Source organism: Ruegeria sp. CDSA033 (assembly GCF_059612305.1).
The window spans coordinates 22,772-48,059 of the sequence record NZ_JBXWQI010000023.1; the positions used below are offsets into that span (position 1 = coordinate 22,772).

Below are 25,288 nucleotides of genomic sequence, written 5' to 3' on the forward strand. Positions count from 1 at the left end.
GACGGGAGTGCTCCGCACCATAGGACCTTGTCAGGTGGCCCTATTGCAATCAGTTTAGCGCGATGGCACGCGTTCGATCAAGCGGGAAGGTTCACCCAGTGCGGCGTAGACCGATATCCAGATCGGGGTCGGCGAACAGAGCGGCCGCGCAGGGGTGCTTGTCCAGAATGGTGGCTCCGCCGGGCAGCCGGTCGGCGTGGAAAGCCCCGTTTTCCCAGAAGGTCACACCGTCGATTACGATCGTCGGATCAAACACGTTCCAGCTGATTTCGCCTGGGGCATAAGCACCGCAGGTGTGGAAGTGCAAAATACGCGGATTGCCGAAAGCGGACCCGCCCCAACGCTCGAAATTCTCGCGCATATCCCATGGGTAGCCGCAGCCCGGGTGGATGCCCGCATGCCAGGAATGCACGAAATTGCGGTCGATGCCGAACTGACCCGCGACCCGGTCATAATGAGCCTCGGCCCGTGCGGCGTCGGCAGGATCGCCGTCAAACCCTGTCAGACGCCCGTTTTCCAGCATCGCAAACACCGGTCTTTCGAACTCTACCGTATAATCATCATAGTATTTTGATCCGGTGCCCGTCAGAAATTTCAACGCCACCCGGCCCGAAAAGCTGTGCGCCGGGACTGGTGTGAAGACCGACATGGGGAAGCGCAGGATCGACGTATCGCCTGTCGTATCCAGGTTCATCTCAGGCCGCCCCTGAAAGTCCGTGCCCAGAGGGCAGGTGACCCGCACGTCGGCGGCCCTATTCAGAACGCTGTTGATCCCTGCCTTGATGTCGAGGAAGGCATCGTGATGCCCGTTGGAAAAACCAGAGCCAAAAAGCTCGCGGCTCAGGGCAAAACTGACAATGATCTTCTTGCCCTGCGGCATTTCCGAGAACCGGAGCTGATCCCCAAGACGGGCCAGAAACAGGATGATATCGGCGGTTTCGAACCGCGCCAGGAGATCCGCGGAAAGGTGTGGATTGTCCGGATTAAAACCTACGTTCACTGCATCAACCGACAGCCCCATGGATCGCGCGGCATGCGTGACGATTTGGACACTATCCGCATCGAAATAGCCGTGTTCGGGAGGTTCATAAGCGATCAACAACCGGTCGCCTGCCGTTGCGTGGGCGCAATTAGTCAATAGATTTCGCGCGCCGCGCTCGGGTGTGATGTCCGACATTCGCGTCTCCTACGGGTTCCGGTCAGTATAGATTAGGCTCGGGTTGTGCGCCTAATCTATTTGAAAGTGATTATGCCTGACATTAGGGTGACTAATATGATCGTAAACCTGCCCTATTCCGCCCTGCGCGCCTTCGAGGCAGTTGTCCGACATTCCGGCTTTTCCCCGGCAGCAGCTGAGTTGGGTGTCAGCCAAAGTGCGGTCAGTCAGCATGTGCGGGCGCTTGAGGAATGGCTTGGTCTCGATTTGCTGGTACGTGGTGCGCGGTCATCGCGTCCGACCCGCGAAGGAGAACTGCTGGCGCTGGCCATTTCTGAAGGTTTGGGGCGTATTTCGGACGTTTGTACCCAGCTGAGGGACAAGACCCGCACCGACAGGACCATCGTGATTTCATGTCTGCCGGGCTTTGCGTTCAACTGGTTGTTTCCGCGCCTTTTAAACTTTGATCTTGCTCATCCGGACCTGTCGATTTCCATTGCCACGGATACCGGGCAATATCCGTTTTCAGGGGCGGATGCGGATATCGGTATTCGCTATGGCCTGGGTGATTACCCTGGCTATCAGGTCGATCTTCTGATGACCGAGCAGCTGTTTCCGGTCTGCGCTCCCTCTTTGATACCAAGCTTGCGTGGGGTCGAAGATCTGGCGCGACACACGATGCTGGTGGATGAGAACCTGCATCATGGGCCCGCCAGCCCGACGTGGGATTTCTGGGCGCGGCAATGCGGGCTAACGCTACCGTGGCCCTTGCGAACACGGCGATTTGGACAATCCAATCTGGTCGTTCAGGCGGCCATCGAAGGGCTTGGCGTCGCTTTAGGAAGGGAACCTCTTGTCATTGACACGTTGTGCGACGGACGGTTGGTGCGACCAATTCCGGAGCTGACGCAGTCTCCGCTGTCTTATTGGCTGGTTCGACCCCATGAAACTAAGGACAGCCCGAAAGTCGGTGAGTTTCTGAACTGGATCCGTGCCGAGGTTGGGGCGCAGCCGGACATTCCGCCAGCCGCGGGCGCCGGGAATTAGCCTGACTTATACGAGTCATTACCATTCCAGCATGGTGCAAGATCGGCTTGCCGCTCATACTTGCATAAGCCATCTGACAATCTGGAGAGCATTCCAATGTATCTGAGAAACTGCTGGTATGTCGCCGCTTGGAGCAAAGATATCGGTCGCGAGCTGAAGGCCGAGACGTTTCTGGGCGAGAATATCGTGCTTTACCGGCAGGAGGATGGCAGGCCAGTCGCATTGGAGGATGCTTGCCCGCACCGCAAGCTGCCTCTGTCCAAGGGCAACCTGATCGGGGATGTAGTGGAATGTGGCTATCACGGGCTTAAATTCGACTGCACGGGCAAGTGCACGGACAGCCCGACGCAGCGCGGCATGACCCCGCGGCGGGCGGTGGTTAGATCATATCCGGTTGTGGATCGGTATCGGTTCCTTTGGATATGGATGGGCGATCCGGAACTGGCAGATCCCGATAAGATTTTCCCGATCGAGAATTTCGACGATGACAGCTGGGGCAAGACCGACGGTGGGGTAATGGATATCGACTGCCATTACCTGTGGGTCTGCGACAATCTGCTTGATCCCAGCCATGTCGCCTGGGTGCATGTTTCTTCTTTTGCAGGCGCCGGAACGGATGAAGAGCCGCTGAACGTCGAGCGGACCGACCGTGGCGTCGTCGTCTCGCGCTGGATCGGGAACAAACCGCCATCGCCCTATTACGCCAAACTGGTGGCATTTGACGGCGATTGCGACCGGCTACAGCACTATGAGATGTGCATGCCCGCGATCGGACTGAACAAATCCATCTATACGCCGGTCGGGACCGGCGGGTATGACAAGCAACCCATTGCTGAAACGTTCATCAATATCTCCTATAATTTCATGACCCCAATCGATGAAGACCGCACCAGATACTTCTGGTTTCAGCACCGAAATTCCGACCCCGAAAATGCCGAAGTGTCCAAATTCATGAATGACGGCGCGCGCATGGCGTTTCTTGAGGACAAGGACGTTCTGGAAGAAGTCCACAAGGGTATGAAGTACGCCAAGACGCCCAATATAGATCTCGGGTTGGACGCGGGTGCCAAACTGTTCCGCAAAACGCTTGATCGCGCGATCGAAGCCGAAACCACTCCTGTGAGTACAACAGTTCAGGCTTGAGGCACCGTCTGCGAAGGTTACACACGTAGTTTCACTTGATTGGGTTATTTGAAGTTGACCCCCGCCCTGCCGACCGAATTTTTGGCAAGAAGGGCGGAGTTTACCACTTGCTTGTTATGACGCTCTGTAGATCACTGGAAACCGGCCCCCGGCGAAGGGCGCACCGGGGCGTAAGCTTTCGTCGTGCAGCCATTCGGTGACAGTATCGCGGGGCTCATAGGTTGCGCCGTCCACAGCGAAACGGATCGCATAGCCGCGCCTGCGCCGGGTTGAGGTGCGGTTGCCCATAGCTGAATGTACAATCATACCGTCAAATGCCAGCGCATCACCGGGTTTCATCTTCGGGTAGTGAAAGATGTCGTAGTCGGCGCGGTTCATCTCGAAATCGGGCATGTCGATATAGTCTGGGTTGTCCACTTCGAGATTGTGCAAAAAGCCCCCAAGCTGGTCCGTTCTGAAGGGCCGGTATTTGGCGCCCCAGGCATGCGAGCCCCTTACGAACTCCAACGCACCGTTGTCGGGGTCCACGGGGTCCAGCGCAATCCACATGGTCATGATCGGGCCTGAGACCGGCCAATAGGGTTGATCCGTATGCCAGCCGGTTTGTGTTTTTGTACCCGGTTCTTTGGCAAATATCTGGTCGTAGATCAGCGAGGTCCAGGGGCTGTTTGCTACCTCTGCCACACGCTGCCCAATATCAGAGTTCAGGCAATAGTCTTGAAACACGCCGGGATTTTCACGCATGTTTTTGTAAGCAAAGTAACGGTCACCTTTGGCAACTTCGTCATCGACGGCCTGGCTCAGCTTACTCAGCCAATCCTGCGACAGCACTTGTTTCAGCAGCACGACTCCGTCGCGCGCATAGGTATTCTGAACGGTTTTCAGGTCAGGTGTTTGTGTCATGTAACGTCCATTTCTGTCACCTCATTCACAGAGGTGGTTGCAGAGGGCAGGCGCGTTGCGCCCGGTTTTTTTGGCGTTACGAGGCGGGTGAACTGCGGCAGTTTATGATGAAGCAGGGCCAAAGCGACCGGGCCGACCATTTGCCGGCAAGACGTCGATGGAATTGTTCCACGCGAAAGCTCATTGCGTCACCTTTCTCCGTTACCTTAGCCGCAATTTCCGCTTTGGAATAGAACCCGTGGCGAGTTGTTTTGCATGTCGATAAATTTATTGACTAAATGTGCATAGTGATAAATATTATTACCATCATGCAAAATTATTCTGTTTTCTCGCTCGCTCGCAATGCGCTAACCGGGCACCGGAACTGGCCGCAGGTCTGGCGCAGCCCACCGTTGAAAGACCGCTATGATGTCGTGGTGATCGGGGCAGGGGGTCACGGGTTGGCAACTGCCTATTATCTGGCCAAGGAATTTGGCATCACCAATGTCGCCGTGCTGGAACGCGGCTGGCTGGGCGGCGGCAACATCGCGCGAAATACGGTGACCATTCGGTCGAACTACATGAGGGATGAATCGATCCCGTTCTATGTCAAATCCGTTGCCATGTACGAAGGGCTTACGGGCGAGTTGAATTTCAACATGATGCATTCCAAACGAACCATGGTGGATGTGGTTCAAACTTGGCCCAAGCTGCGCGAGCTGCGGCGGCGGCAGTTGGTGATGGACATCTACGGCTCGACCTACGAACAGATCACAACCGAAGAATTGCGCCGCCGCATTCCTGCGTTGACTGGCGGCGGCCCAGATGCACGGCTGCCTTTGATCTGCGGCATGGTTCATACGGATGCGGGTGTGAACCGGCATGATGCGGTGGCCTGGGGCTATGCCCGCGCAGCTGACGCGCGCGGGGTTGAGATTCATCAGCAAACAGCGGTGCAATCCCTGTTGCGCGGGGCTGATGGGTCCATCGAAGGGGTCGAGACCAACCGGGGCACCGTTCGGGCAAAGAAAGTGGTCGTGGCAGTCTCAGGACATACAACGACGCTGACCGAAACTGCGGGCCTTAAACTGCCGCTGCGGACGATGAACCTGACGGCCTTTGTGTCTGAGCCGGTCAAGCCGCTGGTTGATGTGATCGTGAATTGCCCGGACAGCGGGTTCTATTTCAGCCAGTCCGACAAAGGTGAGATGGTCATCGGCGGCGCGCCCGATATGGGTCAGAGCTTCCGTCGAGACATAAAGCAACATGTATTCGAGGATACCGTGACTGCCATGCTGTCGCTTTTTCCCAGTTTCAAGAAGCTCAAACTGATGCGGCAGTGGGGCGGGCATCTGGATATTGCCCATGATGCCTCACCCATCATGGATCAGACAGAAGTGCCGGGCCTGTTTGTCACCGCCGGATGGTGGGGCGGGTATAAGGCTATCCCGGCGGGCGGGCTGACGCTGGCGCATCTGGTGGCCAAAGGTGAACCGCACCCGCTGATGGCACCCTTCACACTGGGCAGGTTCCGGCATCTGGATTTCGTAATGGAAGCCGGAACCACCACTGCGCGATAGGAAAGGACAGGATCATGATGAAAATAACCTGCCCGTTCTGTGGCAAGCGCAATGAAAGCGAATTTATCCATGGTGGCCCGGTAGGGGCGGTCCGCCCCGATCCCAATGCCGTCAGCGATGAGGAATGGGTCGAGTATCTGACAGTGACGCCGAATCCACTGGGTCCGGTTCAGGAGAAATGGTGGCACGCACGGGGATGCGGTGAATGGTTCACCATCTGGCGTGATACACGGACCCATGACATTGTGGAGGCACCCGATGGCACAACGTAACCGCCGCGCCTCGGGCGGGCGCATCGACCGAAATCGCCCTTTGCATTTCACCTTCAATGGCAAACCATATGAAGGGTTTGAGGGCGATACGTTGGCCTCGGCCCTGCTGGCCAACGGTATTCGTGTCACCGCCCGCAGTTTTAAGTATCACCGCCCGCGCGGTATTATGGGGCACGGGGTCGAAGAACCTGCGACGCTGGTGGAATTGGACGGCGAGGATGCCTCGGGCAACCGTCCTGCGACCACGGTACCGCTTCGGGACGGGCTCAGCGCACGCTCGGTCAATTGCTGGCCGTCGCCCGAGTTCGATCTGGGCGGGATCAATCAGTTACTCGCGCGGTTTATCCCCGCAGGGTTTTATTACAAGACGTTCAAATGGCCGAACTGGCATCTGTTCGAACCTTCGATCCGCCGGGCTGCAGGGTTGGCGGCAGCACCCGAAAGCCCCCCGGCTTCGGGCCGTTTTGAGGCCCGAAACGCCCATACCGATGTGCTGATCGCGGGGGCGGGCCCAGCCGGGCTGCAAGCGGCGCTTGAGGCTGGTCGCGCCGGAAAACGCGTGTTTCTGGCCGATGAGGGTACCGAGGCGGGTGGTAGTTTGTTGAACCGCAACCTGTTTATCGGTGGGCGTTCAGCCTTGGACTGGGTCGCGGATGCGGTGGCTGAGCTGCGTGGGATGGAGAATGTCACCCATCTGCAGAATGCAACCGTCTGGGCTTATCGCGAGCACAATCTGATGATCGTGAACGAACGCGAACCCGAACTGGATGGAGTTTTGGAACGCAGCTGGCGCGTGCGAGCGGGGGAAGTTGTGATCGCAACCGGGGCCACCGAACGTGCCATGGTCTTTGGTGACAATGATCGACCCGGTGTCATGTTGGCCTCTTCGGTACAGGCCTATGTCAACCGCTGGGGCGTTAAGCCCGGGCAGCGTGTGGTGCTGTTTACAAACAACAACAGTGTTTATGCCGTGGCGGCCGATCTGGCAGCAGCCGGTATGCAAGTTGAGGCCATCCTCGACTGTCGCAAAACCGTTCCGCCTGAGGCTTTGAAGCTGGTGCCGGATATTCCGGTTCACGCCGCAACCGTTGCTGGTGACGTACGCGGGCGCAAAGGCGTGCGCGCTGTCAAAGCCGTTCCTGTGACCGGAGGGGCGGGTCGCTGGATCGACTGTGATGTGCTGGGTTGTTCCGGCGGTTGGAACCCGACCGTTCATCTTTGGTCGCAATCCCGCAGCACGTTGCGATTTGATGAGGATCTGGCAGCCTTCGTTCCTGACGAGGCGGTTCAGAATTGTCGCGCTGTGGGCGCAGCGGCTGGTGATCTGACGCTGGATAGGATTGTTGGTGGCGGCGAAGACCTGGCCTACGCGATCGAACCTCTCTGGCGGGTCAACGTGCCGGGACAGCGCGGGAAGGCGTTTCTGGATGTGCAGAACGATGTCTCGGTCAGCGATGTTCATCTGGCCTTGCGCGAAGGCTATGACAATGTGGAACACGTCAAGCGCTACACGACCGGCGGCATGGGGATCGATCAGGGTAAGACCGGCAATATCAACATCATCGGCACTGTTGCGATGCAAAAGAGCGTGCCGCTGCAAGAGGTTGGAACAACCACTTTTAGATCCCCCTACACGCCTGTTTCGTTCGGTGCGATTGGCGGGTTACGGGAAGACTGGCGGCTATTCCCCTATCGACATACCCCTGTAACCCAATGGAATAAAGACAACGGCGCTGTGATGTATGAAGCCGGGGCGCGCTGGCGGCGTCCAGGCTATTTCCCGAAACCGGGTGAAGGCCTGCAAGAGGCGGTGAACCGCGAATGCCGCGCTGTTCGTGAAGGCGTCGGTGTCTATGACGGCTCGCCTCTTGGCACGTTTGAACTGAAGGGGCGGGACGTTCCGAAATTCCTGGATTTCATCTACTCCAACATTATGTCCACGCTGAAACCGGGTGACGGGCGCTATGGGTTGATGTTGTCTGAAGATGGCTTGATCCTGGACGATGGCGTGGCCTTCCGACTGGATGACCACCGCTGGATGATTTCAACCTCGACCGGTCACGCGGATGCGGTGAACCAGCATATGGAAAAGCTGCTGCAAACCGAATTCCCCGACTGGCAGGTGCTGATTACCACTGTCACCAGCCAGTGGAATAATGCCACTATCTGTGGTCCCGAGGCGCGTGAAGTTTTGCAGGCGATGGGCTCGGATATCGACCTCGCGCCCGAGGCGTTCCCTTTCATGTCTTTCCGTCAAGGCACTGTCGCCGGTTTCCCTGCGCGGGTGGTGCGGGTGAGTTTCACCGGTGAACTGTCCTATGAGGTCAACGTAGCCCCGCGCCACATGGCGGCCTTGTGGGACAAGGTGATGGAGGTCGGTGCGCCCTTTGGTATCCTGCCTGTGGGTTCGGAATCCAGCCATGTACTGCGGGTCGAAAAAGGGTTCCTGTCGTTGGGGCATGAGGTCGACGGCACGGTGGATGCCTATGATCTGGGAATGGGATGGGCGATGTCCAAGAAGAAGCCTGACTATCTGGGCAAACGCTCGGTCCAGCTGCGCAGGTCAGGCGGCGGTACACGGCGCGAGCTGGTCGGAATTCTGGCGGATGATACCAACCGGCAAATCCCCGAAGGTGCACCACTGACGCCTGGAGGTCGGAAAGAAGCCACCGACGGGTTGGTCACTGCCTGTGTATGGAGCGTTGTCAACAACCGCTGGGTTGGGTTGGCGTTGCTGGAAGATGGCCACGCGCGGCAGGGTGAAACCGCCCACGTCCGGCTGAAGGATGACGTGATCCCGGTCACGGTTACGAAACCGGTCTTTCACGACCCCGAAGGTAATTTGCTGAGGTCCTGAGATGAGTTATGACGTCACAATTGAACGGTGTGGGCTGATGGCTCTGTTCGACCTCAAAGGCGCGCCTGACGCGGTATCGCAATGGGCTGGGGACGCTTTGCCGAGTTTGCCGCTCAGCCCTAACAGCCGAACAGAAAAGGACGGCATCGAACTGTTCTACATTGGTCGTAACCACTGGATCACCCGCGCCCCACTGGCCCAGGAAGACGCGATGGAAGCCCGGCTGAAGCCCACGGATTGCCCGGCAGACATCAGTATTGTTCGGGTCTCGGACACGATGACCTTCTTTCGCATAATCGGCCCAGATGCAGGTCAGGTAATGGCAATTGCTTGCCCGATGGACCTGCATGACAGCGTGTTCGGGACGGACGCGGTTTCCTATACCGAAGTATTTGGACTCAAGGCTTTGGTGATGCGGTGTCAGGATGGTATTGAGTTCGCGGTCGAACAAAGCTTTGCGGATATGGTCGAAGACTATCTGATCCGCGCAACGACTTGAGGGGAAGATCGGCATGGCGCGAACGCACATCCACAAGTACCAGACGCGCTATCATGCGAAAGCAACTTATTCCAAAGCGATCCGCGCCCAGGGTGACTTTGTTTTCATGCAGGGACAGGTCGGCACGCTGATGGATGGCACATTGGTTGGCGAAGGCGACCCGGGCGCGCAGGCAGATCAGGCCTGCCGCAACATCCAGCGCTGGATGGAAGAGGCCGGGGGAAGCTTGACTGATGTTTGCAAGTTGACAGTCTACGTCACCGATATTTCGTACCGTCCGGCCGTTTACGAGGCGATCAATCGCTGGTTCGAAGGTGTTCATCACTGTTCGACAGGCGTGGTTGTGCAGGGGTTGGCCGATCCGTCGCTTTTGGTCGAGATCGACGCGATGGCTGTCATCGACGATGATGCTGATACCCCGGGCTGAAGGAGTCGGGTCTATCCGACATCGCATTGCGTAGAAACGCTTGTCATGACACTGTCCGGTCGAGCCGGTCCGGTTTTGTCTGCGAATTGTAATGCTTTCGACACTCACCTCGATTCTGCCGATCTTTTTGATCATTGCGCTGGGTTTGGCCCTGCGCAAAGGCGGCATTCCCAGTACGGATTTCTGGAACCTGAATGACAAACTTGTCTATTGGGTTCTGATGCCATGCCTTCTGTTCAGCAAAATTTCCCTGTCGCCGTTGGACAAGTCGGCTCTGGGTCTTTACTCGGTTGCCATACTGGGCGGGTTCGCTGTGGCGCTTCTGTTTGCGCTTCTTAGCGCCCGTTTGTTGGGTTTTGCGCCGCCGCAGGCCACCTCGATCCTGCAAGGCAGCGCGCGACATAACTCATTCATCGGGCTTGCGCTGGCTGCCAACTTGTATGGGCCAGCGGGGCTGGATATCGCGATTCTGGCGACCGCAATTCTCGTGCCCACCACCAATATTGTTATGGTGGTTCTGATGGTTGGTGCGCTCAAAGGCGATCGAACCAACAGCCTGGCCGTTGCAATCCTGCGGGAACTCGCGCGCAATCCATACGTGATTTCGATCTTTCTGGCGGTTTGTGCCAACCAGTTGATCGGTGACAGGATAGCGGTCGTGCATGATGTGACGGATGTTCTGGGTGCAGGCGCTTTGCCGATCACATTGCTGGCCGTCGGTGCCAATCTGAGAGTCCGGGCCATGGCCGCAAGTGCGCTGCCCTTAATTCTGGCCTTCACGGGCAAGATGATTGTCTTCCCTCTGGCAGTATTGGTGATCGGATTACTGGTGGGGTTGCCGCGGGAGGTTCTGCAGATCGCCGTCGTCTATTCGGTGGTGCCGACCGGTGCGTCTTCGTACACGCTGGCCAAGCACTTGGGTGGAGACGCGCCGCTGATGGCGGCCATTGTCACGTTGCAGACGTTGATAGCAGCCGTCAGCATTCCCGTATCACTTGCTTTGCTGCTGCCCCTAATTCCTTAAGCGGTCATTTCGACAAGTGTTCATGGGCCCAGACCGCGATGTCCAGCAGGCGGGCGTCATCCCCCTTTCGACCGATCAATTGAATGCCCAGCGGCAGGCCATTCTGGTCGTTCCCGAATGGCAAAGCGATCGAGGGCACCTGCAACAGGTTCCACATCCGGGAAAAAAGCGGATCTCCGGTAGCACCCAAACCGGCAGGGGCTGATCCGGGGGCCGACGGGACCAACAGAGCGTCGACATCGCGGAACATCTGGTCCAGCATCGCGCCCGCCCGGTCGCGCAGGTCCAGCGCAGCTTGGTATTCTGCGTCGGTGACGGCCAGCCCCGCCGTGACAAGGTCATGAAATTGCGGGCTGATGGCGGGCATGCCGATAGCGTATTCTGCAGCGCGCTGCCGCGCGACCTCATAGCCCATGACGGTGATCTGAGCCTGTGTGAGTTCGGCAAAAACGGGTGGAAAGGCAATTTCTCCGGTCTCTGCCCCCGTTGCGGCAAGGGCAGCCAACGCACGCATGCAGGTGTCCCGTATCTCGACCGAACCGTCCCGCCAGTGCGGGCCGCGCATTAGGCTGATCCGAGGCAAAACCTCGTCGAACTCAACTGGCGGTGCCGGGTCAGTTTGGCACATTACCGCGTCGGTCAGCACAAAATCGCGGGGATCACGAGCCAACAGGCCAAGTGTATCCAGGCTTTGAGACAAGCCCATGACACCCGTCAGAACATACCGGCCGGTGGTTGGCTTGAACCCGCAGACCCCGCAATACGCTGCTGGTCGGATCAGCGAGGCTGCGGTTTGCGAACCAAATGCGAGCGGAGCCATGAAATCGGCCACAGCTGCGGCAGAGCCGGATGACGAGCCACCCGGCGTATGCGCCGGGTTCGCCGGATTGGCGGTTTTGCCGGGTTTGAAGTAGGCGAATTCGGTGGAGATGGTTTTTCCGATTGGGATCGCGCCCGCGTCCAAAAAAGCCTGAACGCAGACTGCATTGCGGTCGGGGCGGCGCCCGGCATACAGGTCGCTACCCCATCCTGTTGGCATGTCACCGGTGTCGATGATATCCTTGATCACAAACGGCACGCCATGGAGCGGCCTACCAACGGGGAGAGTATCGGCGGCCTTTGCACGCTCCATGGCGCGGACCGCATCGAGGGTTTGAAAAGCCCCGATGACGGGTTCACGGTTTGTGATCCGGTCCAAATGGGCCGCCATCACCTCGGAAGGCTTCACCTCACCTGCCCGGATCAATGTGGCAAGTTCATGGGCAGAATGATGGTTCAGCCCGGTCATGCCTCCAGCGCTTTCAACGCGTCGGCAAAGGGGGCGACTGGCATGTCGTAGATGCCACCGCCCAAGCGACCGGCCTCGCCCAATCGGTCAAGAATGCCGAGCCCGATCACAGGCCCCGAACCCTGTTCCACGGCACCCCGCGCCGTGCTGCCCAGCCGAACATCCAAGGCCCGGAAATACGGATGCGCCCCGACTGACAGACCGGACATGCGCGCTTGTGCGTCGTCGGGCAGATAGGCACCCAGACCCTTCTTTTGTTCAGGGCTCAGATCAATGGCCATTGCCCCCAGCCCGAATGCCTCGACCACGGCACTGTCCCCGACCGCTCCGAGGGCGCGGTCCTGCGGCAGATCCACGTCAAACGCTCCTTTGGGAGGGCTGGCCGGGATTGTGAACCAACGGCCCGGCAGGCCCGAGATCTGGATGCCGACTTCACGCCCATTACCGCCTGCAGCGGTGACGAAGCTTGACCCTTCAATACCCTCCGCCAGTTTCATCATGCATTTGGTCGCCGCCATCCAGAGGTTGAGAAACAGTGAGGGCGAGCTGTCCATAAAGGCCAACACGTCGTCATCCGTGATCCCGCTGGTGGTGCGATCCTTGAGTTCAGCAATCAACGCCTGTGCGGCCACAGGTGTGCGGCCATGGCAATCATCCCCGCCCATCAGGCCGATCACGGCCAGCGGGACCAAAGCGATCCCTTCGGCAATTCCTTTCTCCAGAACATCAAGAAACCGGGTGTTGAGCCAGCGAATGTGGTTGAGCACCGCCTCGGACCGTAGCCCCAACCGCATGGCCGGGCGGCTACCTGCATTGATCGGCGCGTAAACACGTTGTTCGCCACGCCACGCGTCATAGACTGTGTGCAGCGGCATATCCGCCGAAACCACGGCAGCAAGAGGTGTCACGACATCGTGGTCTTGCGCTGGTTTCAGCACGATCTCGCCTGCGTTAATCATCGCCTCTGCCTGATCGAAATTCTGTGCTAGCCCTTGCCAGACTGCGGCGACACAGGCCGAGTTCAGGATCGGCACGGTGATCTGATCCGGGCTGGCGAAGGCGGGACCGGCATGTAGCAGGACATTTTCGTCCAACGTCAGCGCCTCGGACGCGGTATTGAACCGGTTCCAGACCGGTTGTGTCACCATGGCCTTGTCGAATGCCAGCTGATCAGCCGGATGCAGCATCAAGTATCCTCCGGCGGGATGATCCATGTTTCCGAGAAATAGAGGAAGGCAGTCGTCGTTTCATACCCAGCCTGCACCCGTGTGCCCAACTTGCCCGGCAATGTGTGACCATTAACGATGATCTGCGCCGATTGTGCGGGCACCAGTAACGAGAACATGTTCTGCTCGCCCGAAGCGACCTCATGCGGAGAGAGCTCCAGCGCCCGGGGTGGCTCGAGCCCCTCCCAGACCAGTTCGACCGTCAGGTTTTCCCCGGCGATGGTTTCGGTATAGCGATGGCTCATAGGATCGCCCGAGGATCGGACGACCTGCGCGCCTATCTCGGGCAGGGAGGCAAAAGCGGGAGCATTTGCGAAAGCGGCCAGTTTGCTGATGAAATTGGTCTTCAGAAAGGCGGTCAGATCGGGATTGTCGCTCAGGATTACATTCGGTGCCACGGGCGGTCCGTCCACCTGATCTGGCGTTCCGTACAGCAGCAGCACCTGACCTTGCCCAACCGGAGACCATGCCACGCGAAAGAACAGCGCCATAGCGGTGAAATTGTTGTTGTCGTCTTTCAGCAGGATGCCGGGGTTCTCGCCGGTCCAGTCGACGGTTCCGGGGGTGATCGGTTCGTTCAACGGCATCACAGATCCTCCTGCGGGGTCACCCAGGTTTCGGAAAAGGCCAGAAAGGCGGTCGACATGGTGCGGCCAAAGAACTGGCGGCTTGCGACCTGACCGGGGAGCGGGGTGCCGTTGATGACGACCTGCGCCGCCTTGGCTTCAAGGAACACTGAATACATCTCATGCTCTTTGGTTGCCGAGTTTTCCTTAGTGACCTCAACTGGCAAGGGTGGGCCCATTTCCTGCCAGATCATCTCGACCGTGACGCCCGAGCCGCGCAGGGTCTCGGAATAGCGCGATCTCAAATCGCCGGGGCGTTTTTCGACGCTGTCACAGTCCAGCCAACTCATCGCGTCGAGGCCTGGCTTTCCGATGAAGGTGGGCATTTTCGTGACCCAACCATCCACGATCCAGCGCATCATGCGTTGGTTGTCCGTCATGATCAGATTGGGTGCGTGCGGCCAACCCTGCGCTTGATCCGGTGCGCCCAGGATCAATGCGGCATGGCCCCGACCATAGGGCGACAAAACCACCCGGAAGAACAGCGCCAGCGTGTCATAGTGGTCCTGCGTCGAGCTTTGTTTCAGATAAATGCCGGGGTTTTCGCCGGACCAGTCGACCCGGCCCGGATTATGAGGAACACGATTTGTCATGACCAGCTAGCCTCATACTTTTTCAGCGCATCGACGATGAACGTCTTACGGGCCTCGCCCTGCAAATGGTCGCCGGATTTGTAGATCTCAGCCACCTGATGCGAGATTTCCTTGAGCACTGCACCATCGTCGCGACCGTCCTGAAGCGGGATGCGTAGCATTGTGTCCCCGGCATAGGTCGGTATCACCTGACCGGCAAAGCTGTCGGTCGGTTGCGGAGGGGACTGACCGTCTTTCAACGCGCGAATGGCGTTGCGCAGCAGGCGGCGTGCCTTGGCCACGCCCCGATCCGTAAAGCTGAGGTTTTCGCGGGCATGGATGTTCCGCGGCCCCTGACTGACCCAGGCGTCATAGTCGCCGGGGTCCCGCTGGCGCATCTCATAGGGTCGATCGGGATCCTGGCCATAAAAATCTGTCATCCCAAAGCCCACTTTACTCTTGTCTGTCAGGCCCTTGGGATCGTCATTCGCTGACGCATCCCGGAAGTGGCGCCATGCAATGACCATCGTGTTGGTGTCGTCAATCGGGGTTATCCAACGCGACAGCCCGCAGCGCCCAAAATAGCGCGGCTCGTCTGGCACCGGGAAATGGCCGCCGTTTTGCGTGAACGACGGCAACATATGGTCATGTATGCGCACCCAGACGATATCTTCGACTCGTCGGACATTGGTGTAAAAATCGCCCGTTTGACTATCGTGAAACTCGATCATCGGCATTTCAGCAAAGGCGTCGATGAACTGGCTGCGTACGGCCAGAGTATGCAGGTAGACAACATGGAACGGGTCCCATGCGTTTTCCATCACCTGAAGCCAGTTGCACGGGGATTTGATGAGGTAAGGTACCAACTCGTCGCCATCATCATCAAATGTGTCCATCACTGGGAATGGGGGTTGCTCCTCTGGGGGGCCCATAAATGCAAAGGCCAAACCCTTGTATTCGATCACCGGATAAGCCCCCAGACAGGCCTTTTTCTTGACCTGTGAGGCGGGTGGCTCGCACGGGGTTTCCAAAATGGTGCCGTCCAAGCCGTATTTCCAACCGTGGTAAGAGCATCTAATTCCGCCTTCCTCAACGATGCCGAACTCCAGGCTCATGTTGCGGTGGCAGCAATGCAGATGGGTCAGACCCAGCTTGCCCTCTTTCTTTTCGCGGAACAGAACCAGATCTTCGCCCAGAATACGCAGGCGATAGGGCAGGTCGCCAATCTGACCGGTCATTGCTACCGGCATCCAGAACCGGCGCAGGTATTCGCCGCACGGAGTGCCGGGGCCAACCTCGGTCAGTTCCGGGTCAGGTTGCTGTTGCCAGACTTTTTGTTGGTCGTGACCGCGGAAATTGCCCTTGGGGGCTGAGAAATGATCGTTCATGCCGTCCTCCGTGCGTATCGGTGGTCAGGGAAACGGATCGGACACCGGCGTGGTGCCGGTCCAGATCGATTTGACCTGACAGAAATCCCTTATGGCGTCCGGGCCCAATTCACGCCCGTAGCCCGACAGTTTGACCCCACCAATGGGGCAGGCAGGGTCAACGCTGCGATAATGGTTGATGTAAACAGTGCCCGCCTCGATTGCCTCAGCTACCTGCGCCCCCTTGTCGGCATCGGTGGTCCAGACACCGGCAGCAAGCCCGTAGTCGCTGTCATTGGCCAGTGCGATGGCTTCGTCTTCGGTGGTGAAAGAGGTGACGGCCAGAACCGGTCCAAACACTTCTTCACGCCAGAGCTGCATGCCGGGGGTCACATCGTCGAATACCGTTGGTCCGATATAGAACCCATTTCGGCCTGCCGTTGTGGCGGTGCCGTCCAGTAAGCAAACCGCGCCGTCGGCTTTGGCGCGTTCGATCATTGCCGTAACCTTTAGTAGATGCGGTTCATTGGCCAGCGGTGCGATCTGAGTATCCGGGTCCATCGGATCCCCCATCTGCAATGCGCGGGCGCGGTCGATCAGGCGGGACAACAGCCTGTCCTTCAGCACGGCCTCAACGATCAGCCGCGATCCGGCGACGCAAGTCTGGCCATTTGACAGGAAGATGCCGGACAGAATTCCGTTGACCGCATTGTCCATGTCACAATCGGCAAACACCACCTGCGGAGATTTCCCGCCCAGTTCCAGCACCGCCGGGATTACACCGGCTGAGGCAGCCTCAGCCACTTTTCGTCCGCCAAGGTCCGAACCGGTAAAGGTGACCTTGCGTGTCAGAGGGTGGCGGACCAGTGCTTCGCCGACCTCATGACCGAGTCCGGTGACAACGTTGAGCACTCCGGGCGGAAGTCCCGCCTCATGTGCCAGGCGCGCGAATTCCAAGGTTGAAGCTGAAGCCATTTCCGAGGGTTTCACAACAACCGTATTGCCAGCTGCCAGTGCCGGGGCCAGCTTCCATCCAAGGATCATCAGCGGAGAATTCCAGGGCGTGATGGCGACCACGACGCCATAGGGCTTAAAGTGGCCCACGCTATGCACACCGGGGATGGAATTGGCCTGAGGTTCGGGCTGCAGCTTGCGTGCCTCTGTCGCAAAAAATCGAAACCAGCTGTGCAACCCGGCAAACTGCCCGCGCACCTCGGTAATGCGTTTGCCGTTGTCGCGGACTTCGGGTGTGACAAGGTCGTCCCACCGGGTTTCCAGCATGTCAGCCAGACGGTCGAGCATATCCGCCCGTTCTATCGGCCCGGCTTTGGCCCATGGCCCGCTGCGGAAGGCCTGGTCGGCGTCCCGGATGGCCATGTCGGCGGTCTGAGTGTTGCCACGGGCGATCATGCTCCACACCTGACCGGTGGCGGGGTCGATACTGGGCAGGGTTTCACCATCCCAATCGACAAAGGCACCGGAAATGAACGGGGAATAGGTTTTCATTCAACGTTCCTCGGACACCGGTTGAGCCACCAATGCCAACAGATCGCCACGGCGCACCATGCCACGATTGCCATGAGCCAGAACATGCCCGGCTGTGGGAAAGGTGAGTTCGACGGCCGAGCGTTCCGGTTCGGCGGGGAAATGCAGCGTGCCTGCCAGATCGCCTCGTTTAACCTGTTGTCCTGCGGTGCAGCGTCGGTCAAACAGCCCATCTGCGGGTGCATGGACCGAATGCAATGGATCGGCGATTTCGACACATTGCGTCGGAACAGAGTCCGGTGCACTGCCGGGCAGGATACCTAAATGCTTCAGACAGCGTTTGAGCCCGGATTCGGCAAGGTCCGCGGCATGCGGATCGACACCACCTCCGCCGCTGAGTTCAGCTGCGATCATCGGGACCCCAACCCGCGCGGCTGCGGCATTCACACTTCGGTTGTCGTTATGTGCGCCCAGCACCCAGATCAGAGGCAACCCGAAAGCGCGGGCCAGTTCCATATTGGAAGCGGTCAGGTCCTCGTCATCCCCCCGCGCCGCTAAGGCGCAGGGCTCGAATACAGATGCCTTGCCACCCGAGTGCAGGTCAATGGCGGCATCTACGCGCGGCAGCAGTACAGTTTCAACAAAATGCGCCAGCATTGCTGTCGGGCCGCCATTCGCGGTGCCAGGAAAAGCCCGGTTCAGGTTTTGCCCATCCAATGGCGAAACCCGCGATGAAGCCAGAAACGCGGGGGCGTTCAAGGCCGGGATCAGGATCACCTGTCCGGTCAGGTCAGATGGGTTCAGCTGTGCCGCAAGCCGCAGGATCGCGGCGGGTCCTTCGAATTCGTCCCCATGAGTGCCGCCCAAAATCAGAACAGAAGGTCCGGGTTTCCCACGTAAGCTGATGATCGGGACCGGGTGGTATCCCAACGGTACAGCATTGTCGGACCATTTCAGCATTAGATCACCGGACTGTCGACCTGGCGCATCCAGATCGATGGTCAGGTGAAGCCTGCTGGGTTGGGGCGAAAACGTATCGGTCATCCGGGTTCTTTTGCTGAGTCACAGCCTTCATACCATAATTTTTTTGAAAGTGAATTGCTTAAAATGCCATGCTATGTGATATATGGTGAAAATTGCCATTGCCGCCATCTGGTGGTGCCGGAGGAATTGGATGGGCATTACCCTCGCAAAATCAGGAATAGGCAGGATCAAACCTCATATGGTTGGTGGAGCATCTGCTGACGGTCCACCGCCTGCGATTCTTTTGAACTCGAATGAAAGCGTGTTTGGTCCCAGCCCGTCTGCCCGCGCAGCCGCTTGTGCGGCAATCAGTAATGTCGAGCGCTATTTGGAAAACCCAGACGATATCCTGGGCCCGGCGATTGCCGCGCAGTACGGGTTGGATGCGGCCCGGATTACCACAGGACAGGGATCGGACGATCTGCTGGCCCGTCTGGCCCGCGCCTATCTAGGGCAGGGCACCGAGCTGATCCGCAGCGCCAATGGTTATCTCAAGGTGCCCAACTATGCTTTTGCCAACGATGCCGAGGTGGTGTCGGTCGCGGATGACGCATTCAAACCTTCGGTCGACCGGATGATCGATGCGTTGACCGAACGAACCCGGATCGTCTACCTCGCCAATCCGGAGAACCCGGCAGGCACCTATCTGAACGGCGCAGAGCTGCGCCGCCTGCATGCCGCGCTACCGGAAAACGTCCTGCTGATCATCGACGCTGCCTATGAGGAATATGTCGATGCGGCAGATTATGAGCCCGCGCATAAGCTGGTAGAGGCTGCCAACAACGTGGTCATGTGCCGGACGTTTTCCAAGATATTCGGGCTGGCTGGTGCGCGTGTTGGTTGGATGTACGGGTCCAACGATGTGGTGGACAATGTGCGTCGGATCGGCCTGACCTTCCCGGTGGCGTCCTCTTCGGTCGCAGCAGCAGTTGCGGCGTTAGAAGACACGGCACATACCCGTTTCGTGCGAGAGACCAATTTGAACAGCCGGGCCTGGTTTAGCGCCGCGCTAACGGAAATGGGTCTGCATGTTGTCCCAAGTCAGACCAATTTCGTGCTGGTTCATTTTCCGGACACCGGGAAATCTGCCGAAGCGGCCGATCTTTTCTTGCGCGGACAGGGGATTGCTGTGCGTCGGTTCGCCTCACCCGCCTACCGTGATTATATTCGCATCACCATTGGTCACAGGCATGAACTGCAAGCGGCGCGAGATGGGCTTGCCGCATTTCTGGACGGAGGTGCCTGATGGTTGCGTCCCCTCTACCGACCGAATGTACGCCGCAGGTCAAGCATCCTTCAGGTGCGGCTATCATCGCTGCTATCAAAGCGGCGGGTGTTGGTGAAATCGTGGCATTGCCGGATATCGTCACCAGTGACGGGCTGCTCTGGCCGATTTCGCGAGATCCCGAATTTCGCCTGACCCGTATCTGCAAGGAGGATGAGGGCGTCAGCATCTGCGGGGCGATGTCCTATAACGGCACGCGCGCGATCCTGATGATGCAGCAAACGGGTCTGATGGATTCATTGAATGCGATCCGGGCCATTGGCGTCGATTATGAACTGCCGGTCGTTATGATGGTTGGCCTGCAGGGTAAGGAGCCACATATTCACCCGGACCAATCGGCCTCTTACGGGGTGCGGATTGTTCGGCCGGTGTTGAATGCGATGGAACTGTCACATTCCCTGATCGAATGGCCAGGGGACGAGGCTCATATCCCGCAGGCGATTGAAGCGGCTTATGCAACTTCGAGGCCCCACATTTTCCTGATCGGCCGGGCGCCGGAGGCATCATGACCATGCACCGCGACGCAGCGCTTAAGGCCCTGATCCCTCATGTCCGCGAGGACGATATTGTTGTTGCTGTTTATCAGAGCTGTTTCGACTGGCTTGCCCTGAATCCGCGCGACCTTAATTACGTCGCCGTCGGGGCGATGGGGCAGGCGTCGTCCCATGGTCTGGGTCTGGCGCTGGCCAATCCTGACAGGCGGGTCATCGTTCTGGATGGCGATGGCAGCCTGCTGATGAATCTTGGGACATTGGTGACGATTGCCAATTCAGGGGTGACGAACCTCTATCATTTTCTGTCGGCTAACCGGGTCTATGAGGTGAACGGGTCGCATCCCCTGCCTGGTGCGGATAGGGTTGATTTTGCGGCCATGGCCTGGGCTGCCGGGTATGCCAGCGTGCAGCGCTTTACCGAGCTGGATCAGTTTTCAGCTGCGGTGCCTCAGGTTCTGTCATCCACCGGCCCGCAATTCGTCTCGATGGAACTGACGGCAGGTGCCCCTTACCCTCGGGACTACGCCTATATCCACAGTGCGCAGGCGCGCGCCAGTTTTCGCGAGGCGCTTAATCGTCGCTGATCTGCGATTGCACGATCTTCAAAAAGGACTGTCCCACGGCGGACAGGGGCTTGTTCTTCGACCAGAACAGGACTGCGCGAAACGTCAGAGGCGCCGCAAAAGGCAGCGCGACACAATCGGGAATGGTTTTGAGATAATCCAGACTTGCTCCGACAACCGAAACTCCTAGACCGCGCGCGACCAGACGGCACACCGCGTCGGTGGTGCGGGTCTCATACTGCATCTGACGTGAGATGCCTTTGGCCTCAAAAAACTGGTCAATCTCAAACCGGAAGCGTGAGGACGGCATATAGGAGATAAAGTTCTTACCCGCCAGGTCCTGCGCCTGAACTATGGTCTTCTCTGCCAGAGGATGGCCGGTTGGAACGACGCAACAGATGTCGCTGTTCCGGATAACCAGGCTGTCAAAGGACGGGTTGGCGGGTTGGGTTGTTGTGATCCCGAAATCGTAATTCTGCGAAACCATCCATTCGACGGCGTCATCGCTGGGCGCGATTTCCATTCGGGCCATGGCCCGTGGCCAAGTGGCAGAAAACTCCTGAAGCAGATCCGGAGCTAGCTGAGAGGAAACCCCCGGGGTGATCACAAGGTTAAGCCGCGCGTGACCGAACTTGCCAATGGCTGTGGCGGATTCCTTTATGTGCTCCATGCCGCTAACGGCCTGTCGAACCTCTTCCACCAGCAAGCGTGCCTCATCCGTGGGTACCAGGACCCGGCCAGAACGCTGAAATAGCTGAAAACCAACTTCGGCCTCGAAATCCGAGAGCAGGCGGCTGACCGCGGGCTGTGAGATGCCCAACATCGCCGCCGCTTCGGTTACAGTTCCGGTGGAGACGACGGTTCGAAATGCATCAACCTGTTTGAACGTAATTTTCATGGGGGCTCAGTGCCTGATTGGGATATGCGGTCGGATTATTCATAGTTTCACATAATACAAGAATATGAAACGGGTCCGATAGGTTATACGGTCTGAGGGTGCCAAATCACGGTCTGAATTTACTGCGGGCGAGTTGATACAGTGATGAATTCGATCTCATCCGACACGATCTTGCCAAACCCGTGACGCAGCTTGGCATCGAAGCTTAGGGTATCGCCAGTTGCCATAACAAAATCCTCGGTGCCACACCTGTATATTGCGTCGCCCTTAATCATATAAAGAAAAACACAGCCTTCGTGCTGGTACCTGGGCAACGTCCCAGATTGGTCCTTTGAAATGGTGATGCGGGCAGATTGAAACAGACCTCCCGGCCCGCCATGTTTCCCAAGCAACAGGTAGTTATGCACGTGGCCCTGCGTAATACGTCGGGACATGAGACCTTCGCCCGCTTTGACATGATGTACGTCGGCGGAGACTTCGGTGTCCGCAAACAAGGCCATCAGAGGAACATCCATCGCGTCCGCCAAAGCCTGTAGCGTGCCAAGAGACGGAGAGACGCTTCCGTTCTCAATACGGCTGATCATCGAGGCCGAGACCTGCGATGTTGTAGCTAGCTCAGAGAGGATCAGATTGCGTTCCTGCCGCAGCCTTTGCAAGGTTTGCCCGACGTCACGCTCGATATCTCTTTGTTTGATCACAGTTTTCAGTGCCGATACTGCTGTAGTTGCATAGAAGATTGTTAGTCATAGTTGTGTCAGTTTTTAGCATTCAGTCAATTGGTCTTTGTCAGGTTATTGAAGGCCACTCAGCAGAATAGCGATACACCATTCTGAAGATACCCGACTTATCCCGCAGAGTGTTAACATCGAGTGTTCCGTCACCGAAGACAATCGACCGGAAATAAGTTCAAGGCCATTGCCAAGTTATCTGACGTGGATTGGAATATGCGTGAGGCCGCGCAATCAGGCCGATAGTTCCATAGCATACCCTTCCCACAGCTCGAACGCGTCGGCTCTGGCATGGCGGTAGGAGAGAGTGGAAAGGCGATAGCGGCGGGGACGAAAGATCGTACTGATTTGGTCATGGGCGACGAGAAATCGTTGCGCCTGGCGTGGTGACTTGAACCGGCCCTTCATCTTTGCCCGGCAGTGCATTGCGCAGCAATGTCACGATACTGGGTGATCACGACACGTGGTTCGCCGTAGGCAGCAACCAGTCGCCCGAAGAAACGCTTTGCAGCTTTGGCATTACGGCGAGGCTGATTCACAATGTCGAGTACATCTCCATTGCCATCGATCACACGCCACAGCCAATGTTTCACGCCGTTGATCGGGACGACCACTTCGTCCATATGCCATTTGTCGTGCGGTCGGGGCCGGTCGCGTCGGATACAAGCCGCGAACTGAGACCCGAAACGGTTCTCCCAGAGACGAACCGCTTCACGACGGACGATGACGCCACGCTCCGCCAGAAGGTCCTCGACATCCGCCGTGCTGAGAGCAAACCGATGATATGCCCACACCGCATAGGCGATGATTTCGCGAGGAAAACGGAAGCCTTTCAGCCGCGGCAATGAGGTCATTATGGTCATGGGACCGCGCCATCCAAGAAGGACAACGCGATCAACTTGGCAATGCCTGGCAAGGTCTTGGCCTGGCGGTTGTCAAATAGCATGGAAGCCGGCTTCTGTGTTGAGGCTTTGAAAGAGGCAATTGCCACGCACGGCCCACCCGAGATCATGAATTCTGATCAGGGCAGTCAGTTCACTGGCTTCGAATGGACACAGGCCTTGAAAGATGCGGACGTCAAAATCTCGATGGATGGCAAGGGCCGCTGGATCGATAATCGCATGATCGAGCGGCTGTGGCGGTCTCTGAAATACGAATGCATCTACTTACGGGCATTTAAACCGATTCAGAGGCTCGCGCCGGGATCGGCGATTGGATGGCCTACTACAATGCCAAACGTCCGCATTCGGCGCATGGAATATTGACGCCAGGCGAATCTTATGAAAGCAAAACGGAACCCGTGAGAATGGCAGCCTGAATGAAACCCTGATCCATCTAAAATAAGCTGCTAGCTGGTCGAAAATCTGCGACCACCTCTTAGAACTTGACAACCCGGCGCCGGATGGTTGCGTAGAATGCTTCGATCCTACGTTGCAGTATCATGTCCTCAACTTCGCGCAGGCTCAAATTGAATCGAACATAAAGCCACACCGCGTGGTATTGATTAGCAGAGGATATCGGCGGCGCTTGCAGCTGATGGGCGATGAAATCTGCGATGCGGTCTACTTCCAAACCTAGGTGCGAGCAGCGGAACGACGGATAATGTGACAAAACCAATGGGTGGCATTGAATTGCGCAATCGGTGCCCTCGTTAATGGGGAAGGTATTTTGACTGGACAGTTCTTGACAATCTTGCTTGGTTGCGTTGCGCCACACTCATTCGTCAGGAGATTTCAATGCCCCAAGCATCCCACACGAACCGTCGAATAGTTCTTGCTGAACGCCCCATCGGGCACCCGGACAAAAACACGCTGCGGCTTGAAATCACGGACGTTCCAACACCCGACGACGGAGAGATGCTGGTGCGCACGGTGTACCTGTCTCTGGACCCTTATATGCGGGGTCGTATGAATGACGCGAAATCCTACGCTGAACCGGTTCCGATCGGTGGCGTCATGACGGCACAGGTTGTGGGGCAGGTAGTGGAATCGAACCTCGAAGGGTACGAAGCCGGGGACTACGTTCTAAACACGAGTGGTTGGCAGGATTACGCGATCTCAACTGGTGAGCAGGTCGTCAATCTTGGAAAGACGCCGGACAATCCGTCATGGGCGTTGGGTATTCTGGGAATGCCCGGCTACACGGCTTATGCGGGGTTGCTGAAGATCGGCGAACCAAAGGCGGGTGAAACCGTTGTTGTGGCGGCTGCGGCTGGACCGGTGGGTGCAACCGTAGGTCAGATCGCAAAACTTAAAGGGTGTCGTGTGGTGGGTATCGCAGGTGGCCCCGAAAAATGCGAACACGTGGTAAAGAACCTTGGATTCGACGCATGTATAGACCACCGTGCGGCTGATCTGGCAACGCGATTGCACGACGCTTGTCCCGATGGCATTGATGTTTACTTCGAGAATGTCGGCGGCAAAGTGCTGTACGCGGTCTTACCACTTTTGAACCCGTTCGCGCGCGTCCCAGTCTGCGGTGTCGTATCCTGGTATAATCTGCCAGGTTTGCCGGATGGACCGGATATGGGCCCCGTAATTATGGGTACCCTGCTGCGGATGAAGGTAAGAATGCAGGGTTTCATCATTTTCGACAATTTCGGTCCCGAGGTTTACAGCGAATTCGTTCAGGATATGACGGGCTGGCTTAAGGACGGTTCGATTACCTACAAGGAACATGTGGTCGAAGGGCTTGAAAATGCTCCGGCAGCATTCAACCAACTGCTGGCTGGAGACAACTTTGGAAAAATGGTCGTAAAGGTCGACTGAGGGTTCCGTTGCAAAGTTTTAGGTTGGTCAAATGGATATGCGATGGTTACAGGTTCAGATTGACAACTAGGAGAATTG

Annotated in this window: 23 protein-coding genes and 3 pseudogenes; 13 read left to right on the top strand and 13 right to left on the bottom strand. The window is 57.7% G+C overall.

Annotated features, from left to right (window positions below; genetic code table 11):
* Positions 1 to 91 precede the first annotated feature (91 nt).
* Positions 92 to 1,177, bottom strand: a complete 1,086-nt coding sequence (locus AC2FLA_RS19885) for a hypothetical protein (RefSeq protein WP_496724623.1) — start codon at positions 1,175 to 1,177, stop codon at positions 92 to 94.
* 96 nt (positions 1,178 to 1,273) lie between these two features.
* Between AC2FLA_RS19885 and AC2FLA_RS19890 the strand changes: the two genes are divergently transcribed.
* Positions 1,274 to 2,203 (top strand): LysR substrate-binding domain-containing protein, encoded by a 930-nt coding sequence (locus AC2FLA_RS19890; protein WP_496724625.1) that lies wholly within the window; start codon positions 1,274 to 1,276, stop codon positions 2,201 to 2,203.
* 96 nt (positions 2,204 to 2,299) lie between these two features.
* Positions 2,300 to 3,346 carry an aromatic ring-hydroxylating dioxygenase subunit alpha gene (locus tag AC2FLA_RS19895; protein WP_496724626.1) on the top strand — a complete coding sequence of 349 codons (1,047 nt, stop codon included), beginning with the start codon at positions 2,300 to 2,302 and terminating at the stop codon, positions 3,344 to 3,346.
* A gap of 114 nt (positions 3,347 to 3,460) precedes the next feature.
* On the opposite strand, the gene AC2FLA_RS19900 is transcribed toward AC2FLA_RS19895, so the two are convergent.
* A complete protein-coding gene (locus tag AC2FLA_RS19900; protein WP_496724628.1) occupies positions 3,461 to 4,249 on the bottom strand; it encodes a phytanoyl-CoA dioxygenase family protein in 789 nt (262 codons plus the stop codon).
* Positions 4,250 to 4,557: 308 nt separating this feature from the next.
* Here AC2FLA_RS19900 and AC2FLA_RS19905 point away from each other — a divergent pair, with 308 nt between their 5' ends.
* The 6 genes from AC2FLA_RS19905 (at position 4,558) to AC2FLA_RS19930 (ending at position 10,887) form a co-directional block, all read left to right on the top strand.
* Positions 4,558 to 5,808: an FAD-dependent oxidoreductase gene (locus AC2FLA_RS19905; RefSeq protein WP_496724630.1), complete on the top strand. Its 1,251-nt coding sequence runs from the start codon at positions 4,558 to 4,560 to the stop codon at positions 5,806 to 5,808.
* Positions 5,809 to 5,822: 14 nt separating this feature from the next.
* On the top strand, positions 5,823 to 6,080 hold the full coding sequence (locus AC2FLA_RS19910; RefSeq protein WP_496724632.1) for a sarcosine oxidase subunit delta: 258 nt from the start codon (positions 5,823 to 5,825) through the stop codon (positions 6,078 to 6,080).
* Positions 6,067 to 8,937 (top strand): 2Fe-2S iron-sulfur cluster-binding protein, encoded by a 2,871-nt coding sequence (locus AC2FLA_RS19915; protein WP_496724634.1) that lies wholly within the window; start codon positions 6,067 to 6,069, stop codon positions 8,935 to 8,937. Before AC2FLA_RS19910 ends, AC2FLA_RS19915 begins: the two co-directional genes overlap by 14 nt.
* Position 8,938: 1 nt before the next feature.
* Positions 8,939 to 9,436 (top strand): sarcosine oxidase subunit gamma, encoded by a 498-nt coding sequence (locus AC2FLA_RS19920; RefSeq protein WP_496724636.1) that lies wholly within the window; start codon positions 8,939 to 8,941, stop codon positions 9,434 to 9,436.
* A gap of 13 nt (positions 9,437 to 9,449) precedes the next feature.
* On the top strand, positions 9,450 to 9,863 hold the full coding sequence (locus tag AC2FLA_RS19925) for a RidA family protein (protein WP_496724638.1): 414 nt from the start codon (positions 9,450 to 9,452) through the stop codon (positions 9,861 to 9,863).
* A gap of 91 nt (positions 9,864 to 9,954) precedes the next feature.
* Complete coding sequence (locus AC2FLA_RS19930) at positions 9,955 to 10,887, top strand: AEC family transporter (RefSeq protein WP_113791538.1); 933 nt, start codon at positions 9,955 to 9,957, stop codon at positions 10,885 to 10,887.
* Between the two features lie 4 nt (positions 10,888 to 10,891).
* Here the strand turns inward: AC2FLA_RS19930 and AC2FLA_RS19935 are convergent, their stop codons facing one another.
* The 7 genes from AC2FLA_RS19935 to AC2FLA_RS19965 are packed head-to-tail and all read right to left on the bottom strand — an operon-like array spanning position 10,892 to position 18,495.
* Positions 10,892 to 12,175, bottom strand: a complete 1,284-nt coding sequence (locus tag AC2FLA_RS19935; protein ID WP_496724640.1) for an amidase — start codon at positions 12,173 to 12,175, stop codon at positions 10,892 to 10,894.
* Positions 12,172 to 13,362, bottom strand: coding sequence for a YlbE family protein (locus AC2FLA_RS19940; protein WP_496724642.1), 1,191 nt, complete (start codon positions 13,360 to 13,362; stop codon positions 12,172 to 12,174). The genes AC2FLA_RS19935 and AC2FLA_RS19940 overlap by 4 nt, the downstream gene beginning before the upstream one ends.
* The gene (locus AC2FLA_RS19945) at positions 13,362 to 13,988 is read right to left on the bottom strand and encodes a hypothetical protein (protein WP_496724644.1); all 627 of its coding nucleotides are present in this window, start codon (positions 13,986 to 13,988) and stop codon (positions 13,362 to 13,364) included. Before AC2FLA_RS19945 ends, AC2FLA_RS19940 begins: the two co-directional genes overlap by 1 nt.
* Positions 13,988 to 14,620: a hypothetical protein gene (locus AC2FLA_RS19950; RefSeq protein WP_496724646.1), complete on the bottom strand. Its 633-nt coding sequence runs from the start codon at positions 14,618 to 14,620 to the stop codon at positions 13,988 to 13,990. The genes AC2FLA_RS19945 and AC2FLA_RS19950 overlap by 1 nt, the downstream gene beginning before the upstream one ends.
* Entirely contained in the window at positions 14,617 to 15,987 is a 1,371-nt protein-coding gene (locus tag AC2FLA_RS19955) for a Rieske 2Fe-2S domain-containing protein (RefSeq protein ID WP_496724648.1), read from the bottom strand. The genes AC2FLA_RS19950 and AC2FLA_RS19955 overlap by 4 nt, the downstream gene beginning before the upstream one ends.
* A gap of 24 nt (positions 15,988 to 16,011) precedes the next feature.
* Positions 16,012 to 17,472: an aldehyde dehydrogenase gene (locus AC2FLA_RS19960; RefSeq protein WP_496724650.1), complete on the bottom strand. Its 1,461-nt coding sequence runs from the start codon at positions 17,470 to 17,472 to the stop codon at positions 16,012 to 16,014.
* On the bottom strand, positions 17,473 to 18,495 hold the full coding sequence (locus AC2FLA_RS19965) for a succinylglutamate desuccinylase/aspartoacylase family protein (protein WP_496724652.1): 1,023 nt from the start codon (positions 18,493 to 18,495) through the stop codon (positions 17,473 to 17,475).
* A 130-nt stretch (positions 18,496 to 18,625) separates the two neighbouring features.
* Here AC2FLA_RS19965 and AC2FLA_RS19970 point away from each other — a divergent pair, with 130 nt between their 5' ends.
* The 3 genes from AC2FLA_RS19970 to AC2FLA_RS19980 are packed head-to-tail and all read left to right on the top strand — an operon-like array spanning position 18,626 to position 20,837.
* Positions 18,626 to 19,720 (top strand): pyridoxal phosphate-dependent aminotransferase, encoded by a 1,095-nt coding sequence (locus AC2FLA_RS19970; RefSeq protein WP_496724654.1) that lies wholly within the window; start codon positions 18,626 to 18,628, stop codon positions 19,718 to 19,720.
* Positions 19,720 to 20,268 carry a decarboxylase gene (locus AC2FLA_RS19975; RefSeq protein WP_282121023.1) on the top strand — a complete coding sequence of 183 codons (549 nt, stop codon included), beginning with the start codon at positions 19,720 to 19,722 and terminating at the stop codon, positions 20,266 to 20,268. The genes AC2FLA_RS19970 and AC2FLA_RS19975 overlap by 1 nt, the downstream gene beginning before the upstream one ends.
* On the top strand, positions 20,265 to 20,837 hold the full coding sequence (locus AC2FLA_RS19980; RefSeq protein WP_282154132.1) for a thiamine pyrophosphate-dependent enzyme: 573 nt from the start codon (positions 20,265 to 20,267) through the stop codon (positions 20,835 to 20,837). The genes AC2FLA_RS19975 and AC2FLA_RS19980 overlap by 4 nt, the downstream gene beginning before the upstream one ends.
* On the opposite strand, the gene AC2FLA_RS19985 is transcribed toward AC2FLA_RS19980, so the two are convergent.
* The 3 genes and pseudogenes from AC2FLA_RS19985 to AC2FLA_RS19995 all read right to left on the bottom strand — a co-directional run bounded on the left by AC2FLA_RS19985 (position 20,824) and on the right by AC2FLA_RS19995 (position 23,305).
* A complete protein-coding gene (locus AC2FLA_RS19985) occupies positions 20,824 to 21,714 on the bottom strand; it encodes a LysR substrate-binding domain-containing protein (RefSeq protein ID WP_496724657.1) in 891 nt (296 codons plus the stop codon). The genes AC2FLA_RS19980 and AC2FLA_RS19985 overlap by 14 nt on opposite strands.
* A 119-nt stretch (positions 21,715 to 21,833) precedes the next feature.
* On the bottom strand, positions 21,834 to 22,412 hold the full coding sequence (locus AC2FLA_RS19990) for a helix-turn-helix domain-containing protein (protein WP_496724659.1): 579 nt from the start codon (positions 22,410 to 22,412) through the stop codon (positions 21,834 to 21,836).
* 264 nt (positions 22,413 to 22,676) lie between these two features.
* Positions 22,677 to 23,305: pseudogene (locus AC2FLA_RS19995) on the bottom strand (IS6 family transposase).
* A gap of 51 nt (positions 23,306 to 23,356) precedes the next feature.
* Between AC2FLA_RS19995 and AC2FLA_RS20000 the strand changes: the two are divergent.
* Positions 23,357 to 23,760, top strand: a pseudogene (locus tag AC2FLA_RS20000) (transposase); the annotation flags it as partial.
* Positions 23,761 to 23,822: 62 nt separating this feature from the next.
* Here the strand turns inward: AC2FLA_RS20000 and AC2FLA_RS20005 are convergent.
* Positions 23,823 to 23,992 (bottom strand): annotated as a pseudogene (locus AC2FLA_RS20005) (IS6 family transposase); the annotation flags it as partial.
* Between the two features lie 186 nt (positions 23,993 to 24,178).
* Here AC2FLA_RS20005 and curA point away from each other — a divergent pair.
* Positions 24,179 to 25,210, top strand: a complete 1,032-nt coding sequence (curA, locus tag AC2FLA_RS20010; RefSeq protein ID WP_496724661.1) for an NADPH-dependent curcumin/dihydrocurcumin reductase — start codon at positions 24,179 to 24,181, stop codon at positions 25,208 to 25,210.
* The last annotated feature ends 78 nt before the right edge of the window (positions 25,211 to 25,288 follow it).